This window comes from Varibaculum massiliense (assembly GCF_900106855.1).
Taxonomy (GTDB): domain Bacteria; phylum Actinomycetota; class Actinomycetes; order Actinomycetales; family Actinomycetaceae; genus Varibaculum; species Varibaculum massiliense.
The window spans coordinates 2,264,141-2,279,303 of record NZ_FNWI01000004.1; the positions used below are offsets into that span (position 1 = coordinate 2,264,141).

General features: G+C 58.3%; 11 protein-coding genes. 2 read left to right on the top strand and 9 right to left on the bottom strand.

Annotated elements, in window-relative coordinates:
- Positions 1-3 precede the first annotated feature (3 nt).
- The 5 genes from BQ5456_RS10515 to BQ5456_RS10010 are packed head-to-tail and all read right to left on the bottom strand — an operon-like array spanning position 4 to position 5,963.
- On the bottom strand, positions 4-993 hold the full coding sequence (locus BQ5456_RS10515; RefSeq protein WP_205407874.1) for a DUF262 domain-containing protein: 990 nt from the start codon (positions 991-993) through the stop codon (positions 4-6).
- Positions 994-1,044: 51 nt separating this feature from the next.
- Entirely contained in the window at positions 1,045-1,263 is a 219-nt protein-coding gene (locus tag BQ5456_RS09995) for a hypothetical protein (RefSeq protein WP_022349657.1), read from the bottom strand.
- Between the two features lie 24 nt (positions 1,264-1,287).
- Positions 1,288-2,172, bottom strand: a complete 885-nt coding sequence (locus BQ5456_RS10000; RefSeq protein WP_071129836.1) for a DUF4238 domain-containing protein — start codon at positions 2,170-2,172, stop codon at positions 1,288-1,290.
- 1 nt (position 2,173) lies between these two features.
- Positions 2,174-5,236: a type III restriction-modification system endonuclease gene (locus tag BQ5456_RS10005; RefSeq protein WP_033499421.1), complete on the bottom strand. Its 3,063-nt coding sequence runs from the start codon at positions 5,234-5,236 to the stop codon at positions 2,174-2,176.
- A 1-nt stretch (position 5,237) separates the two neighbouring features.
- The gene (locus BQ5456_RS10010) at positions 5,238-5,963 is read right to left on the bottom strand and encodes a hypothetical protein (protein ID WP_197702167.1); all 726 of its coding nucleotides are present in this window, start codon (positions 5,961-5,963) and stop codon (positions 5,238-5,240) included.
- Between the two features lie 605 nt (positions 5,964-6,568).
- On the opposite strand from BQ5456_RS10010, the gene tet(W) reads away from it, so the two are divergent.
- Positions 6,569-8,488 carry a tetracycline resistance ribosomal protection protein Tet(W) gene (gene tet(W) / locus BQ5456_RS10015; RefSeq protein ID WP_071129837.1) on the top strand — a complete coding sequence of 640 codons (1,920 nt, stop codon included), beginning with the start codon at positions 6,569-6,571 and terminating at the stop codon, positions 8,486-8,488.
- A gap of 173 nt (positions 8,489-8,661) precedes the next feature.
- A complete protein-coding gene (locus BQ5456_RS10020; protein ID WP_308197613.1) occupies positions 8,662-9,321 on the top strand; it encodes a DUF4368 domain-containing protein in 660 nt (219 codons plus the stop codon).
- A gap of 53 nt (positions 9,322-9,374) precedes the next feature.
- Here BQ5456_RS10020 and BQ5456_RS10025 read toward each other — a convergent pair whose 3' ends face one another.
- The 4 genes from BQ5456_RS10025 to BQ5456_RS10040 form a co-directional block, all read right to left on the bottom strand.
- The gene (locus tag BQ5456_RS10025) at positions 9,375-10,610 is read right to left on the bottom strand and encodes a site-specific DNA-methyltransferase (protein WP_197702168.1); all 1,236 of its coding nucleotides are present in this window, start codon (positions 10,608-10,610) and stop codon (positions 9,375-9,377) included.
- Positions 10,611-10,621: 11 nt separating this feature from the next.
- Positions 10,622-11,416, bottom strand: coding sequence for a hypothetical protein (locus BQ5456_RS10030; protein ID WP_033499420.1), 795 nt, complete (start codon positions 11,414-11,416; stop codon positions 10,622-10,624).
- On the bottom strand, positions 11,400-12,182 hold the full coding sequence (locus tag BQ5456_RS10035; protein ID WP_033499419.1) for a DUF4391 domain-containing protein: 783 nt from the start codon (positions 12,180-12,182) through the stop codon (positions 11,400-11,402). The genes BQ5456_RS10030 and BQ5456_RS10035 overlap by 17 nt, the downstream gene beginning before the upstream one ends.
- Positions 12,179-15,163 (bottom strand): helicase-related protein (locus BQ5456_RS10040; RefSeq protein WP_071129838.1); only part of this gene is annotated, 2,985 nt, incomplete at its 5' end. The genes BQ5456_RS10040 and BQ5456_RS10035, both read right to left, overlap by 4 nt.

Consider the following 15,163-nt stretch of genomic DNA (forward strand, 5'->3'; position numbering starts at 1 on the left):
GCGCTAGACGCCGGAAGCGGAGGGGATGTCCGCGTCGCAGTAGCCAGGGTCGAACGTGGACTCGAACGCCTCGGCATACGCCTTCATGTTGTCGAGAATCTCGACCTTGTCGCCGTTGCAGTACCTGCCGATGAAATCCTTGTAGGACTGGAAGAGGTTCGAAGTACGCGAATAGAAGAGCTTGTCCTCGGTCGTGACGCCACGCCTCTTGTCCTGGACCAGAATCTGGAGGAACGCGTCGAAGAAGAGGTCGACGAGCGTGCGCTTGATGCGCCCGGTAACGATCTCCTGCTCCCAATACTCCCTCTTCTCAGCCGTGGGCTCGAAGACGTCTTCCCAGCACTCCTTGAACGCCTGCTCGTTCTCGCGGTTGAAGAAGTAGTTCTTAAGGAGCTCCGCCGTCGTCAGGCGCACCCCGAGCGAGTTGATGGTGTCGAATATCTGCTGCTCGTCCTCGCCCTCGGTAAGATCGATGCAGACGAACTGGACGTTCGACTTGATCGTGTTCCTGTCGACCTTCTCCGGGTCGATATTCTTGAGGAAGTAGTTGTAGGCAAGGACGATGGCCGAGGAGCCCTCGAGGGGTTCGCAGCCCGTGGCGCTGACGACCTTTTCGAAATCCTGCCGGTCGTACTTGCCGTGCCGCAAGGCGACATCGCCGGTCTCCAGGACGAAATCTCGCTCAAACAAATTGTTGGTGCCGTTTTTTGCACAGAGTGCCTTGAAGAAGATGACCATGGTCGTGAGTCGCTGCTGGCCGTCGATGACGGTGCGAACCTCGGAGACCTCGGACCAGGTGTTGCCGGAGGAGGCCTGCTTCAGGATGATGGAGCCCAGGAAATAGGGCCGCTTCGAGGCCGTGACGAACTCCATGTCGCCGAGGAAACGCTCCCATTGCTCTTCTCCCCAGACGTACGCCCTTTGGTAAAAAGGTATTTCGAGCAGGCGCGATCCGTTGAACACGCCGCTTATCGTTGCTTTTCCTGCATCCATCCTTAAAGCCCTATCTATCCTTTGCGGTTATTGCTGGCGGGGTCAATTTTATCAATACGCTGCTTGACCCTTTAATGTTCCCGGTCCTTGCCGTCTTCTCCCCAGAAGGTGCTCGAAGATGATGCGCAGGTCCTCGTCATCAAGGCAGCCGCCCTCGAGGCAGCCACGGTCGATGGTATCGATCATCGTCTGCCCCTTCTTCTTCGAGCGGTCGTAGATCACTGTGTCGAGGGATAGCTCCCTGCCGTCGCGCGTGAACATCTCGTGCATGAATTCGGCACTGTTCGCTTGACTTCAATCGCGTACCGCGTGCTCGAGCGGGCCGCTTCCCCTCGATATGGCGACATCCCAATGCTCGCAGTTAAGCAGAAGAAGTCGGTTCATGAACTCGACGCCCGAAAAACCGAGTCTCGCAAACGGCGGAAATAGAGGGTCATCTGAAAAGACCGCAGCATACTCACTGCTCAACGGCATATACGCGAGATGAAAATCGTACGAGTCGTCCTCGGGCCCGATGATGAACATAGACATCGACGTCGTAACGAACCCTGAGCCGACGGGTGCCCTAAGGATGGAGAAGCTCTTCTCAAAAAAAGCCTTTCGAATACGGTTAACTGGCACAATATCATCGTTGGAGAAGAGCATGGTTGCGGCGGCGGCAAGCTCGACCACCGCTTGGGAATCCCCGCGCCAATCCGACCAATCGAGCAAGCCGAGCTCATAGGGTGTCAGATGAACGTTTCTGAGCAGCTCTTCGGCAGTCTCGCGTGACCATTTCTTGTCGACGCGCATACTGATAGGGTGCCGGACGATGATATTTGCTGCCAGCTCGCAAACGGCGGCTTTCCCATCAGAATACCCTTCGTCTTCGCACTGGTCTTCTTTCTGGCGTTCCAAAAAGCGATCGTAAAGCGGCGCGATGCGGCTCTCGAGCTCAGATAGCTTAACCTCGATGAGGTTCTGCGCATAGAATCTGTCTGTCGCATCGCCTGTCGCATCGGCATGCTCGACCTCATAAAGATCGCGCATGCTGCAAAGGTTCTCGCAATTCGTGCGGAAGAAGGAGCCCTTCTGTCTGCTGTAGGCATGAAGCTGCCCGGAGGAATCCGCGAAATGGCGCAGGTAGAACCGCGGCACCCAGTGCTGCTTTCGCGTCATCTTTCCGGGCAGCTTCGACATCCTAAGCCTTCACCGCCTCGTATTGGTAGGTCGTGCGCACGTTGTAATGGAAGTCGTTTCCGAGGTCCAGCGCCTCGAAGTGCTTCTTGGCGCAGCCGATCTTGATCTTCTCCGCGTCGCGCAGGGCGGGCTCGCCGTTCTTGCCGCCCTTGGTCTCGGTCACGAAGTACACGCGGCGCTCGCCGTCGGCCTCCTCGACGTACGCCCAGTCGGGGTTGTAACTGCCGAGCGGCGTGTCGATCTTGAACGCCGAGGGCAATTTCGCGAACACGAGAACCTCCTCCTGCTTGTCTAGAGCCTCGGCAAAGGAGCGCTCGACCCCCGCCGAGTCGTAGACCACGTAGTTGTACAGGCTCTTGCTCGTCATGTCCGGCTTCCACGCGTTCTGCCCAAGGTAGGCCGTGTAGTCGTCAAGCTCGAGGTCGCGCATGGTGTACCACTCGTCCTCGGGAAGGCGCACGTACTTGATGCCCTGGGCGATGAGGTCGTTCTTCACGCGGTTGATCTTGTCGCCGACCTGCGCGAGGAAGGTCGCGGGGTCGATCTCGAACTCGTCGAGGCGGCTGCAGCCCTCGAGGATCGCCTTGATGGTGCCGCGGGTGAGCCCGACGGCGTCCTGCAGCTCTGCGATCGGGTCGGGAAGGTCGTATTTCACCTTTCCCGAAACGGACACCACGGAGGTGCCCGTGCCCTCGGCGCTCACGCCCGCGTCGTCGATGCCCAGCGAGGCACGCTCGCTCGTCACCTGGGGCGGGCGCACGGCGAGCATGCCGTCGACAGCTTCGATGGCATGTTCGATGAGCTTGCCGGAGTCGACCTCGACCTGGAAGCGCGTGCGCTGGCGGATGCGGTCCCACAGGGCCTGGAACGCAGGGTCGAGCGTGACGTCCTTCTGCAGCTCGACCGAGACCTCCTTGGCCTTGTCACGGATCTGGACCCTCTGGGACTTGTGGATGATGATCGCCTCGACCTGCTCCTTGGCAGGCTCGAGCTCGGCGGGGAGCTCGACCTTGCCCTCCTCGGCGGCCGCCTTCAGCTCGGGCGTCACCGCGCCCTTGTCGTCGACCATGCCGGTCGCGACGAGGTGGTCGTAGACCTGCTTGGACTTCTCGTAGCCCAGGCGCTCCTCGACGCCATCATCGCCCTTGACCGTGACCTTCGTGAAGCTCTCCGGAGTGATGACGCCGAACTTGAAGTCCTCAGCCTCAAGCTCCTTCTGCAGGCCGTTGGCGAAGTCGTCGTAGCTCTCGTTCGCGATGACGGTGAGCACGTTCGCCTCTGGGTCGTACAGGCGCTCGCCATCCTGGTTCACGCACAGGCGCAGACCGCGGCCGATCTTCTGGCGCTTGGTCAGGTTGTCCTTTGTCTCGACGAGCGTGCAGATCTGGAACACGTTGGGGTTGTCCCAGCCCTCCTTGAGCGCGGAGTGGCTGAAGACGAAAGAGACGTCCTTGTCCGCGTCCTTGCCGTCCGGGAAGGAGATGAGCGTCTCCTTCTTCTGCATGATGAGCTCGAAGGCCCCGGCGTCGTCGGCGGTGCCGGCGGCTCCCTTGGAGTCCTTGAACTTGCCCTTCTTGTCCTTGGCGAAGTATCCCTGGTGCACGGCGTGGGGGTCGCGCACCAGCGGGGCGCCGACGGCTTCGTAGCACTCGAGCCACGTGCCCTTGCCGATCCCCGCCGCCTTTGCGATGCGACGAGGCGCCTTCGAGTTCAGGGCACCTGCGTACTCCTCCTCAAACATCAGGGCGTACAGGCCGCCGTGGACTTCGGGCTCGTAGACGCGGTATCGGTCGACGCGGTCGATGAAGAAGAGCGAGAGCACCTTCACGCCGCGCGGCCACAGCTCGAACTGGCGGGCCAGGTGGTCCTCGATGGTGCGGCGGATCTGCGCGCGCTTGACGACCTCCTCGTTGACGTCGCCCAGCGCCTCGCCGAGCTCGAGCACCTCGCCGTTCTGGAACTCTATGAACTCGTCGCCCACTGCGGCGCCGATGTTGTTGACCACCCAGCCGCTCTCGTAGTCGCTGTTCTCGCCGCTCTTCTGGTAGAGGTCGTTGCCGGTCTTCACCGTGACGGCCTTGCGCTTCTGCGTGCCGTCGGCCTGGCGCACGTCGATGGACACCTTGGCGGAGAACGGGTCGGACTTGACGGACTCGAGCCTCACGTACGCGCCGTTGAGGTTCGCCTCGGCCTTGATCGAGTCCACGCAGATGCCCTTCACCAGGTGGCGCTCGAAGGCGTCGACCGGCGTGAGGCGGTAGATCATGTTGTAGGCCTGCTTGTGCGTGGCCGAGTAGCGCAGCACGAACAGCGGGTTCAGGCTCTTGATGGCGGCCTTGGCCTGCTTGGTGTTGTCGACGCTCTGGGGCTCGTCGATGATGACGACGGGCTTGCAGGCGCTCACGAGCTCGCGAGGGCTGAAGCCGCCGGTGAGCTTCTCGCTGGGACGGTGGAAGAGGTTGCCCTCCTTCGCGGTGCCATCCTTCTCGAGGCCCTTGTTGAACGCGTCGATGTTGATGACCATGACCTGGATGGAGCTCGACGTGGCGAAGTTACCCACCGGCCCCATGTCCTTCGAGTCGTACACGAAGTAGTCGAGCGGCGTGCGGTCGTAGAGCGTCTCGAAGTGCCTGCGGGTGGTCTGGAGGCTCTTGAGGACGCCCTCGCGGATGGCCACGCTCGGCACGACGATAACGAACTTGGTGATGCCGTAGCGGCGGTTTAGCTCGTAGATGGAGCGGATGTAGACGTAGGTCTTGCCGGTGCCGGTCTCCATCTCGACGGTGAAGTCTCGCAGGCGCCCATCGGTGAGGACGTCGGTTGCCGGGAGGCAGCCCTCCTCCTGCACGGCGTGCAGGTTGTCGAGGAGCTGGCCCGGCGCCACGCGAAGCTCGTTGCCGTGGCCGACCATGAGCTCGCCGATTGCCGTCTGGCCTTTGCGGCCGGAATCGGCGGAGAATACGCTGCCAATAAATTGTTGTCCGCGGAACAGATCGCAGGTTGCTTCGATGGCCTCCAGCTGGTGCTGCTGGTCGGATGAGAACTTGAACTCGAGCGCCGCCATGCTAGACCGTCCTCAATTCGATCTCACAGCCCATGCGCTCGCCGGCGTGCTTGAAGATCTGCACGGCGTTGAGCTTGAGGGTGTCGTCGAGGACGGAATCGAGGATGAGAACGCGCCTGGGCTCCATGTCGGCGATGGCCTCGAGCGCCTCAATGGTGAGGCCTCGGGACATGCAGCAGACGAGCTCGTCGCAAGCGACGGACCAGATGGGATAGCCCGCGGCTTCAGACTTCTCGACGGGCAGCGTGAGCTCGAGGCCCCATTTGAGCATCATCTCGAAGACGATATCCATATCGGAGCGATCGGGCTTGACCACGTCGAAGAGGAGCTGACCGGGCTCGGGCTTCTCAATGCCGGACTCATCGAGCTCGAACACACGGAAGCCGATGTCGGGAAGCTGCTTGGGTCCCTCGCCAAGCTTGAGTTGACGGTTGGATTCCTCGAGCTCGGTTTTGATTTTGTCGCCTGCGCGGCGAATGCGTCCTTCGCCTATGTCGCAGAGAGTCTCATACCCGTCCTTGTAGGCGTCGCGTTTCGGGTCACAAGGCTCTGGAAGCTGGACAAGGATAAACTGATAGCGATCATCTTTTCCGAGCTCCTGCAGGAACATGGCATGGGCGGTCGATGCTGAGCCTGAGAAAAAATCAAGCACAATATCACCCGTGCTTAAATGCTCATGTACGGTAAAGAAGCAAGCAACCGAAAACAATAGATAGACCGCCAGCACTACACTATTCCGAACCAAAGACCAAAAGATAAGCATTTTGAGAAAATCTAAACTTTTGGATTTTCCTACAATGCCGACTACGGCGGAATCCCTCCCACTCCTTATATATTTCTTTCTGTATACATTGAATTTGTATTTAGTAAAATGCAGACAACACCACGGATCGGCTTTTGGCTGGACAATTCCAACCAAACACCGCAGCAGACAGTAGAAACCATTCTGAACGTTAGGAAGCCGGTATGATTGTTACATATAAGGGGAAGAAAAATTTCTTTTAGATACTTGTTTTCCTAAAACTGATGTGATATAATAATTCAAGTACAGAAAAGGAGTAAAAAATATGCGGCAAGGTATTCTTAAATAAAACTATAATCAAATAGTGGGAACAAAGGATTATGATAGTCCCTTTTGTAGGGGCTTAGTTTTTTGTACCCAATTTAAGAATACTTTTGCCTTATCAATTTTGACATATCCCCAAAAACAGCACTCACAAACAGGTGTATGCTGTATATGTGTATGTCCGCAAATTATCATCCCCAGCGGTAAAAGTATTTTACTGCTGGGGATTTTTATGCCCTTCGGGGCAGTAAAGGGAGGACAATCACATGAAAATAATCAATATTGGAATTCTTGCCCATGTAGACGCTGGAAAGACGACCTTGACGGAGAGCCTGCTATATGCCAGCGGAGCCATTTCAGAACCGGGGAGCGTCGAAAAAGGGACAACGAGGACGGACACCATGTTTTTGGAGCGGCAGCGTGGGATTACCATTCAAGCGGCAGTCACTTCCTTCCAGTGGCACAGATGTAAAGTCAACATTGTGGATACGCCCGGCCACATGGATTTTTTGGCGGAGGTGTACCGCTCTTTGGCTGTTTTAGATGGGGCCATCTTGGTGATCTCCGCTAAAGATGGCGTGCAGGCCCAGACCCGTATTCTGTTCCATGCCCTGCGGAAAATGAACATTCCCACCGTTATCTTTATCAACAAGATCGACCAGGCTGGCGTTGATTTGCAGAGCGTGGTTCAGTCTGTTCGGGATAAGCTCTCCGCCGATATTATCATCAAGCAGACGGTGTCGCTGTCCCCGGAAATAGTCCTGGAGGAAAATACCGACATAGAAGCATGGGATGCGGTCATCGAAAATAACGATAAATTATTGGAAAAGTATATCGCAGGAGAACCAATCAGCCGGGAAAAACTTGTGCGGGAGGAACAGCGGCGGGTTCAAGACGCCTCCCTGTTCCCGGTCTATTATGGCAGCGCCAAAAAGGGCCTTGGCATTCAACCGTTGATGGATGCGGTGACAGGGCTGTTCCAACCGATTGGGGAACAGGGGAGCGCCGCCCTATGCGGCAGCGTTTTCAAGGTGGAGTATACAGATTGCGGCCAGCGGCGTGTCTATCTACGGCTATACAGCGGAACGCTGCGCCTGCGGGATACGGTGGCCCTGGCCGGGAGAGAAAAGCTGAAAATCACAGAGATGCGTATTCCATCCAAAGGGGAAATTGTTCGGACAGACACCGCTTATCCGGGTGAAATTGTTATCCTTCCCAGCGACAGCGTGAGGTTAAACGATGTATTAGGGGACCCAACCCGGCTCCCTCGTAAAAGGTGGCGTGAGGACCCCCTCCCCATGCTGCGGACGTCGATTGCGCCGAAAACGGCAGCGCAAAGAGAACGGCTGCTGGACGCTCTTACGCAACTTGCGGATACTGACCCGCTTTTGCGCTGCGAGGTGGATTCCATCACCCATGAGATCATTCTTTCTTTTTTGGGCCGGGTGCAGTTGGAGGTTGTTTCCGCTTTGCTGTCGGAAAAATACAAGCTTGAAACAGTGGTAAAGGAACCCACCGTCATTTATATGGAGCGGCCGCTCAAAGCAGCCAGCCACACCATCCATATCGAGGTGCCGCCCAACCCGTTTTGGGCATCCATCGGACTGTCTGTTACACCACTCCCGCTTGGCTCCGGTGTACAATACGAGAGCCGGGTTTCGCTGGGATACTTGAACCAGAGTTTTCAAAACGCTGTCAGGGATGGTATCCGTTACGGGCTGGAGCAGGGCTTGTTCGGCTGGAACGTAACGGACTGTAAGATTTGCTTTGAATACGGGCTTTATTACAGTCCGGTCAGCACGCCGGCGGACTTCCGCTCATTGGCCCCGATTGTATTGGAACAGGCATTGAAGGAATCAGGGACGCAACTGCTGGAACCTTATCTCTCCTTCACCCTCTATGCGCCCCGGGAATATCTTTCCAGGGCTTATCATGATGCACCGAAATACTGTGCCACCATCGAAACGGTCCAGGTAAAAAAGGATGAAGTTGTCTTTACTGGCGAGATTCCCGCCCGCTGTATACAGGCATACCGTACTGATCAGGCCTTTTACACCAACGGGCAGAGCGTATGCCTTACAGAACTGAAAGGGTATCAGGCCGCTGTCGGCAAGCCAGTCATCCAGCCCCGCCGTCCAAACAGCCGCCTGGACAAGGTGCGCTATATGTTTCAGAAGATAATGTAACGTCTTGCGCAATGCAAGCGTTCATTGCTGGCTATTGCGAAATATCATTGATAAAATCAGTATCAGAGAGGAGAAACTATTTTGAACCAGGAACAGACGAATATTACAACAGGAAAGCAAATACGTCATCTGCGAACACAATTGGGAATGACACAGGAAGAACTAGCCGGGGTATGCTGTTCTGCGCCGACTGCGGCCATGTGCTGTATCAGCAGCGGTATCAGAACAAGAACCGCAAGCAGGACTGTTATATCTGCGGCAGCTACAAGAAGCGTACCCGTGACTGTACGGCACACTTTATCCGCACCGACCTTTTGACGGCGGGCGTGCTTTCCAATCTCCGGCAAGTGACGGAATACGCCGCCAGGCATGAGAGCCGCTTTGTAAAGCTGCTCATCCAGCAGAACGAAATCGGCGGCAAGAGAAAGACCGCCGCAGCCACGAAGCAGCTTGAACAGGCCCAGACACGCATTGCCGAAGTGAACCGCATTATCAAGCGGCTGTATGAGGACAATGTAAGCGGCAAAATCAGCGACGAGCGTTTCATGGAGCTGTCGGCGGACTATGAGCAGGAGCAGCGGGAACTGAAAGACCGGGCTGCCGCTTTGCAGGAGGAACTTTCCAAGTCGCAGGCCGCCACCGTCAACGCCGAGAAATTCATGGGGATTGTGAGAAAGCACCTTGCTTTTGAAGAATTGACCCCCACCCTCTTGCGGGAAATGATTGAGAAAATCGTCGTGCATGAGTGCAGCTATGACGAGAACGGCACCCGCAGGCAGGACATTGAGATTTATTACAGCTTTGTCGGCAAGATAGACTTGCCGGAAGCCTAACGCCTGACCTATCCGACACAGCCCTAAGTGCCGGATAGGAACGGCAAAATTTTTTACACTTCTATTACTTCTTTATCGCACATTAGCAGATTCGCAAGGGTTATCAGGCGCTGAAGTAGTTTCGTCGGTTTCGGTCCATCGAAATAGCCCTTTCCGTCAAATAGAGATACGAGCTCCTTGGCGCCTTCCTGGCTGTGACCCACTTCTTTGTAAAACATGATTGAAGTTGGAGCCATTCCATCATATTTGAGCTCTGTTAGGAAACGCTTGATGCAAGGGACGCTGTCGCCGTTTGGGCCAAACCAAATGCGGTTATCCTGGAGTCTCTCGCGAAACGCGTTTCGCGAGAGCCTCCAGCAGCGTCCTGCTGGAGGCTCTACAACACGCCCCGAGGGCGTTGTGATTGGATAGTCGGAATCTGGGCTGTAAGTCTTTACACTGAGGTCGCTTGGCTTCCAAACGCCTCGAGGGTCGTTGTCTGGATTCTTGTAGCGGGCGTTTGCCTCGTCTGTTCTCGGCAGGCGTCCAATCACAAAGCGCTCAATGGATTTGGCGTATACGAGAACATAATCATGGCTATTTGAAACGTATTTGGCGTCATTCTTGGGCGAGTAAGCTCGTTCCCAGATTAGCTGAGAAACGAAATTTGCCTCTCCGAACACCTCGTCACAGAGGATGCGCAAATTGCGGTCTTCGTTATCGTCAATCGAAATGAAAATGACGCCATCGTCGGTTAGGAGCTCTCGAGCCAGTCTCAACCTAGGGTACATCATCGAGCACCAGTCGCTATGGTAGCGGCCACTTGTGTCGGCGTTGGACTGGCCGGCGAGTCCCGCCTGCTCCTTATAGTTATCGACAGAGTTGCCGAAATTGTCCTTGTAGACAAAGTCGTGACCCGTGTTGTAGGGTGGGTCGATGTAGATCATCTTGACCTTGCCGTGGTAGCCGCGCTGTAGGAGCTTCAGCACCTCGAGATTGTCGCCTTCGATATAAATGTTGTCCGAGTCGAAGGACCCATCCTCTCCATCGCGGCTGCGGCTTTTCTCGATACGGGGACGCAAAGTAGCAGTGCTGGACATCTGCGACTGGCGGATGGCATCGGCCTTGCCGGGCCACGTGAACGCATAGCGCTCCAGGCCCTCGTCTACCTCGTCGCCAAGCTCCAGCCGCAGTTTGTCGAAGTCGATTCCGCTCTCGGAGAACACTTCGGGCATCAGCTCCTTGAGCTTATTCAGGCGGTCGTCAATAAGACTCTCCGATTCAAGAGTCATCTTTTCTATCTCGCCCATGAGGTCTCCTCCTAGGAAAGTTGAGATTTGATTAGTTGAACTATGTAGGGCATGGCGGCAATAAAAACGTCGGTGCCCTTGCCGGCAAGCCAGCTCAGGAGTTTGTCAAGCTTGCTGCCCCGTTTGCTTTTATCTTTTGTGTTGAGATCGCCCATCATCCCTTTGAGCAGCGTCTTCTCGTCATCGGAAAGCGTTGTCTCTGGCAATTTGTCAATCTGTTCAAAGGTTGCCTCTAACGTGACCTGTACGTTGCTCGTGGCGGATGCCGTGAGGCTGACGCTAGCGCCCTGCGCTTCGGCGATTTTCAGCTTACGGAGCTCCTCATCACGGAAATGCTTCAGTTTGTCGATACGTAGTTGCGTCTGTTCATCGTTGAAATCATTGCGATTGGAAGACCCATAGGAATAGGAGGCTAGTCCGTCCGTGTAGGAGTCGTAGCCCCTCGCGTTTGCGTAGACGTAGTCGATTGAGTCGTATACGGCTTTGAGCTCGTCGTCTTTCACGCCCTCTTCAAGAGCTTGCTCCAGTCTCCTGATATGCTGCGTTATAGTTGCGCAGAATGCGGCACCGAACGCTTTGTCGTCTGAGTCTTCCCGCTTTAGGCGCAGCTTCTGGAGAATCATCCCTAGGTCGCTTTTCGAGTAGCGAAATGAGCTTGAGGAATTGATATATTTTAAAGCCTCGGGGTTAGTGTAGTCGAGGTCGAAGACCTGCATGATTTCACGGCAGAGCGCATCAACATCCTCATCTGCAGCATCACTCAAAAGGCGCGCCGCTCGCAAAATATACTCATCTAGAACGGCCATTGCAGATCTCCTTTATCTCATCGGCGACCGCCCTCAGGCGTCGCTCCTCTTCCTTCATTTCCATCCTCAGCTTCGCGGACTCGTTGAGCGTTATGTCCTTCGACCGCCGCTGCTCCTTCAGCCGCTTGACGGAGGCTCCCATCTCATCGTAGCGCGACGTGAGGGCGATCAGCTTTTCCCGGTCTCGAGCGGGGCATACGGGGTAGAACCCCAGGCCGCCAATCGCGCGGGACAGCGCTACGGTGCGCGACAGGTCGACCAGGTACTCCCAGAGGTCGCCCTGCGAGAGCCGCCCGAATGCCAGCGCGCCTAGGAAGTCCGCGTATTCTGAACGGCCAGGATCGAACGCGCCCGTCGACTCGACTCGGTCGACGACCGTCGCGCCCTGCTCGGCCTGGCTCCTCCGCGTGAGGGCGACCGATATGCACGCGCAGCCGCCCGCCTCGACCAGGAGCACCGTCGGGTTCGGGAAGCACTTGTGCACGAGCTCCGCCACCTCGGCCACCGCCATGGTCCCGGCTGTCATCTCGCAACGGAGGAAGACGACGCTCTGCACGTTGCGCTCGTCGTCCTCGTACGGCGGGATGCGCGTCGTGGACTTCTGGACCGTGGCGAAGTGCTCGAGGCGCGCGACCTTGTCGAGCCTCTTCTGCTCGGTCTTGGTGAGCATGGCCTGCTTGACGAGCACCGTCTTGGGAATGCGGCGGCATCCCGCGAGCGCCGCTTCGGGCAGGCGCAGGATTCCGTTCCAGTCGATGCCGCTCATCGCAGCACCGCGAAACATACCAACGAGTAGTCGTTGAAGCCCATGACGGTGCCGCTGCCGACCTCTCCCAGGCTGAACAGGCTCTCGATGCCTTTGTCCTGCTGCGTTCCGGTGATGGCCGCAACGACATCGTCAAGCAGGTCGGTGTAGGCGTCCATCCTCGTCCCGTCGCGGGTCTCGCGGTTGAACTCGCGGCACAGCTTAGCGATGGGCTCGGGATGCCCAGAGCAGACGGCGCGCATGATGTCGAGCGCCGGCTTGGGCTGGGTGTGCTTCGTCATGACCTCGCCGTCGGCCGACACGTACACCACGTAGTACGGGAAGACAGGGTTCGTGTCCCTGGGATCGTTGCCCTCGTCGTTCTGCTTGAGGCAGAAGACCACGCCTGGCTTCACGTCGCTGCGAAGCTCGTCGGGGATGGGGGCCACGGCGTGCAGTCCCGCCGGCGAGTTCTCCAACGCGCCGGGATGCTCCTTGGCGTAGCGCTGGAGCTCCACGCGGAAGTCGTCGAAGGCGAAATCCGTGATCGAGATGCCGCCCGAGATGTCCTCGAGGTCGAGCACCTCGCTCTTGAGCTGCTGGAGCTGCCGGCGACGGTACTTGAGGTCGTTCATCTCTCCATTGCCCTTGGCCTCCAGCACGTTCTCCTCGCCGGTTGCCGACGCGTCGAGCAGCGCCATGCGCCCCTTCACGCGGCCCTCGAGCTGGATGTACTCGTCGAGCGCGATGTCCGGCCAGAAGTTGACCAGCTGGATCTGGGAGTTCTTCGATCCCAGGCGGTCGATGCGGCCGAAGCGCTGGATGATACGCACGGGGTTCCAGTGGATGTCGTAGTTCACCAGGCAGTCGCAGTCCTGCAGGTTCTGGCCCTCGGAGATGCAGTCCGTCGCGAAGACGACGTCGATCTCGCCGAGCTCCCGCTGGCTCTCCGGCAGCTCCTTTGAGACGGGAGAGAACCTCGCGAGGATGTTCTCGAAGGTGGTCCTGGGAAGCTTCAGCGAGTAGGTCCGGTTGGAGCTGCCCGCCACCTCGGCGCACTCGATTCCGAGCTCGCGCTTCAGCCAGGGCGCCAGCTGCTCGAAAAGGTACGCCGTCGTGTCGGCGAACGCGCTGAACACCAGCACCTTGCGGTTGCCGGGGTTGTACGGCTCGCTGACCTTGCCCGCGATGAAGTCGCGCAGCTTCACGAGCTTGGCGTCGCGCTCGGGCGTCACCGCGTCGGCATAGGTTAGCAGGGCCCGGAGCACCTGGATGTCGAAGTCGAGGTCCTGGCCCAGGCGCAGGGCGTCGACGTCTCGCAGGTCGACTCGCACCTTGCCGCCGGCCTCGAACTCCTCGGCATCGTCGTCGTCGAACCCGTCCTCGAGGCCCTCGGTGCCGTAGGCGACCCCCGACGCGTCGGCGTCGAGCCTCGCGCGCAGGTCGACGCAGCCGTCGAGGATTCGTCGCAGCGTGATGCGGAAGCTGTTCACGGAGGACTCCATGCGCTTGAGGACGTTGACGCGCATGAGGTTGGCCACCGCCGTCGTGCGGTGGACCTGGCTCTCGAAGTCCTTGCCCCACGTGTCCCCGTAGCGGTCCTCGTACTTGCGGCGCTGGTCGGCGCGCACGTAGGAGAGCACCTGGTACTGGGCGAACGTGAGCTGGGCGATCATGTCGTTGAGCACGGCAATCGGCGGCAGCTCGCCTTCTAGGTCAATGGGCGTCTGAAACGACAGGGGCGGCCGGCGCGCCGGGAAGGTACCGCTCGCGGCGCCGTAGTACTTCGTGATGTGCTTGCGGCTGCGCGCGATGGTCAGCACGTCGAGCAGCTTGAAGTAGTCGGCGTTCACCGCGTTCACGAAGCTCTCGGTCGTGCGCTCGGAGTCGGAGAGCTTGCTCCACTCGTTGAACCTCTGCTGGGCGACGCGCGTCACGTGGGTGATCGACGGGATGCCATCGGTATCGGCGAGGTACGCGTCGTCTCCCTCGGTGATGAGCTCGATCTGGTTTCGCAGGTCGAGCAGGCGGTTGTTCACCGGGGTGGCAGAGAGCATGAGCACCTTCGTGCGCTGGCCCGACTTGATGACGTCCTCGATGAGGCGCGTGTAGCGGTCGGTCTTGTCCGCGTCGGTGCTCTTGTTCCTGAAGTTGTGGCTCTCGTCGATGACGAGGAGGTCGAAGTGGCCCCAGCGCAGGTGCTCGAGGTCCACCTCGCCGCTCATGCCGTGGTAGCGCGACAGGTCGGTGTGGTTGAGCACCGTGTAGCTGAAGCGGTCGTCGGCCAGCGGGTTGCGGTCGTCGTTGTCCTGCGTCCACAGGGTCCAGTTGTCCCGCAGGCGCTTCGGGCACAGCACGAGGATGCGGTCGTTGCGCTCCTGGTAGTACTTCATGACGGCGAGCGCCTCGTAGGTCTTGCCCAGGCCCACCGAGTCGGCGATGATGCAGCCCTTGTACTTCTCCAGCTTGCGGATGGCGCCCACGACGGCGTCCTTCTGGAAGTCGTAGAGCTTGCTCCAGACCACGGACTCCTCGAACTTGAGGCCGGGGCGGATGCCGTTGTCCTCGTCGTCCTCCATGAAGTCGCGGAACAGGTGGTACAGGGTCAGGAAATAGATGAACTCGGGCGGGTTCTCGCGGTAGAGCGTCTCGACCTGGGCGGCCACCTGCGCGGTGACCTCCTCGACCATGGCAGGGTTGTCCCAGACCGACTCGAACATCATCTTGAGGCCGACGGCCTCGGTCGCGTTCTCGAAATGGCTCACGCAGGTCACGGTTCCCGGACGGCGCTCGTAGCCGAGGCCCTCCTGCGTGAAGTTCGCGGCGGCGCCCATGAAGGCGTGGTCGTCGCCGGATGGGTTCTCCACCACGTAGGTGCCGCCCGGCTGAATGGCGCCGGACGTCTTGGCGGACTTGAAGACGCCCTTCTCGCGGATCCACTCGGCGCATTCGCGGGCGAGCGCGCGTTGGTTTAGGTTGTTGCGCAGCGTGAGCTCGAGCCC